We start from the raw sequence: 2,613 nt of genomic DNA on the forward strand, positions 1-2,613 counted from the left end.
GGTCCGGGGCAGATCGATAGGAAGATTACTCGCCGAACAAGCGGCTGGAGCGGTTGACTTCAGCCTTGCCGGTATCTTCCAGTAGGGACTTGGCGCCGGAGGTCACATTGCGTGCTGAGTCGGCTTCAGACTGGATCACGTCGGTGCGTGCAGCGCTATCACGCAGCTCGGCATCGATGTAGTCGTTGGTGCGTGCGGCACGGGCTCGCTTCGCTTGTAGTGCTAGGCGGCGCTCTTCCAAATCCATTGCGCGCACCTCGTCTTCGAAGCCTTCTTCACGAGTTTGAACACGCTTATGTTCGAGCTCTTGTGTCTTGCGCTGCTCAAAGGCCTTTTGCTGCGCAGCCTGCTGTGCCACTGCACGTTGCCGCCGATCAGCAGCACTACGCGCCTCGTCGCGTGCCCGTTCGGCTGACGCTTGGCGGATGCGTTCGGCCTCAGAGGCTGCTTCAGCCTGTTTGGTTTGCTGTTCGATTTGGTGCAGGTTGTCGAATTGGTTTGCCAATGTCGGCATGGTGAACAGTGCAAGGACGGAGCCCAGAACAATATGTTTCATGTCCGGCCCCTTAGCTTTTCTTGGGTTCTGGACAGGCCGCATTCGGTTGAATGCGTGTTTCGTTGGAGATCGTCATCACCATTAGGGATATTTCACCAACCTTGAACTCACAAGGACGACCCACCTGGGTGGAAGTGAAGATCTTGCCGCTTTCGGAATAACCGATCAGAACGCCCGGCACTAGGGTGGTGTCATTGACCATCGAGCCCGCCATGGCGCCTGCAACGCCACCGGCTACACCGCCGACAATGGCCGTGTCAGTGTTTTTCGTGTTGCCCAGCGCAGCACCACCAATCAAACCCAGTACCCCACCGGCCATCATGGCGGCCTTCTTGTTCTTTTCGTTGCTGACTTTAATCTTGCTCGGCGAAACTGTAATGATTTTTACGGTTTTAGCTTCCTGCTGAGTGTTTACCTGACTGGAGTCGAATACATCTGCTTGATACTCCTCACCATTAGTTTGGCAACCAGCAAGAACGGCAGCAATCGAAAGCACCAGGCAGCGTTTTAACATCATCATTCCTAATATCTCTTGTGAGCGTAAGAAATCCCGAATGGGACATCCATTGTGATTTGAAGCAATGTGCCATCATTTTAATCAAATTCAAGAAGTCAAAGCTAAGGAAACCTGGGAACGGCTGCGGCTTAGGTGCATGAGGCAGTAGCTGTCTGCGCGCCGCTGGACGACTGGAATGAGCTGCACGAGCGTGCGCATAACGCCGCTTATGTTCAAAAGGCCCCCACGACTCTCTCAAGTATGGGGGCCTTTTGAACATAAGCGGCGTTATGCGCACGCTCGTGCAGCTCATTCCAGTCGTCCAGCGGCGCGCAGACAGCTACTGCCTCATGCACCTAAGCCGCAGCCGTTCCCAGGTTTCCTTAGCTTTGACTTCTTGAATTTGATTAAAATGATGGCACATTGCTTCAAATCACAATGGATGTCCCATTCGGGATTTCTTACGCTCACAAGAGATATTAGGAATGATGATGTTAAAACGCTGCCTGGTGCTTTCGATTGCTGCCGTTCTTGCTGGTTGCCAAACTAATGGTGAGGAGTATCAAGCAGATGTATTCGACTCCAGTCAGGTAAACACTCAGCAGGAAGCTAAAACCGTAAAAATCATTACAGTTTCGCCGAGCAAGATAAAAGTCAGCAACGAAAAGAACAAGAAGGCCGCCATGATGGCCGGTGGGGTACTGGGTTTGATTGGTGGTGCTGCGCTGGGCAACACGAAAAACACTGACACGGCCATTGTCGGCGGTGTAGCCGGTGGCGCTGCAGGCGCCATGGCGGGCTCGATGGTCAATGACACCACCCTAGTGCCGGGCGTTCTGATCGGTTATTCCGAAAGCGGCAAGATCTTCACTTCCACCCAGGTGGGTCGTCCTTGTGAGTTCAAGGTTGGTGAAATATCCCTAATGGTGATGACGATCTCCAACGAAACACGCATTCAACCGAATGCGGCCTGTCCAGAACCCAAGAAAAGCTAAGGGGCCGGACATGAAACATATTGTTCTGGGCTCCGTCCTTGCACTGTTCACCATGCCGACATTGGCAAACCAATTCGACAACCTGCACCAAATCGAACAGCAAACCAAACAGGCTGAAGCAGCCTCTGAGGCCGAACGCATCCGCCAAGCGTCAGCCGAACGGGCACGCGACGAGGCGCGTAGTGCTGCTGATCGGCGGCAACGTGCAGTGGCACAGCAGGCTGCGCAGCAAAAGGCCTTTGAGCAGCGCAAGACACAAGAGCTCGAACATAAGCGTGTTCAAACTCGTGAAGAAGGCTTCGAAGACGAGGTGCGCGCAATGGATTTGGAAGAGCGCCGCCTAGCACTACAAGCGAAGCGAGCCCGTGCCGCACGCACCAACGACTACATCGATGCCGAGCTGCGTGATAGCGCTGCACGCACCGACGTGATCCAGTCTGAAGCCGACTCAGCACGCAATGTGACCTCCGGCGCCAAGTCCCTACTGGAAGATACCGGCAAGGCTGAAGTCAACCGCTCCAGCCGCTTGTTCGGCGAGTAATCTTCCTATCGATCTGCCCCGGACC

General features: G+C 54.3%; 4 protein-coding genes. 2 read left to right on the plus strand and 2 right to left on the minus strand.

The annotated features are described in order from the left end of the window. Positions 1-25 precede the first annotated feature (25 nt). A complete protein-coding gene (locus GHO03_RS24100) occupies positions 26-556 on the minus strand; it encodes a DUF5384 family protein (RefSeq protein WP_153400653.1) in 531 nt (176 codons plus the stop codon). 10 nt (positions 557-566) lie between these two features. Beyond that, positions 567-1,076 (minus strand): hypothetical protein, encoded by a 510-nt coding sequence (locus GHO03_RS24105; protein WP_153400654.1) that lies wholly within the window; start codon positions 1,074-1,076, stop codon positions 567-569. A 461-nt stretch (positions 1,077-1,537) separates the two neighbouring features. Here GHO03_RS24105 and GHO03_RS24110 point away from each other — a divergent pair, with 461 nt between their 5' ends. Beyond that, the gene (locus GHO03_RS24110; RefSeq protein ID WP_153400655.1) at positions 1,538-2,047 is read left to right on the plus strand and encodes a hypothetical protein; all 510 of its coding nucleotides are present in this window, start codon (positions 1,538-1,540) and stop codon (positions 2,045-2,047) included. A gap of 10 nt (positions 2,048-2,057) precedes the next feature. Continuing rightward, on the plus strand, positions 2,058-2,588 hold the full coding sequence (locus tag GHO03_RS24115) for a DUF5384 family protein (protein ID WP_153400653.1): 531 nt from the start codon (positions 2,058-2,060) through the stop codon (positions 2,586-2,588). Positions 2,589-2,613 lie beyond the last annotated feature (25 nt).

The organism is Pseudomonas sp. FSL R10-1339 (assembly GCF_009600545.1).
Taxonomy (GTDB): Bacteria; Pseudomonadota; Gammaproteobacteria; order Pseudomonadales; family Pseudomonadaceae; genus Aquipseudomonas; species Aquipseudomonas bubulae.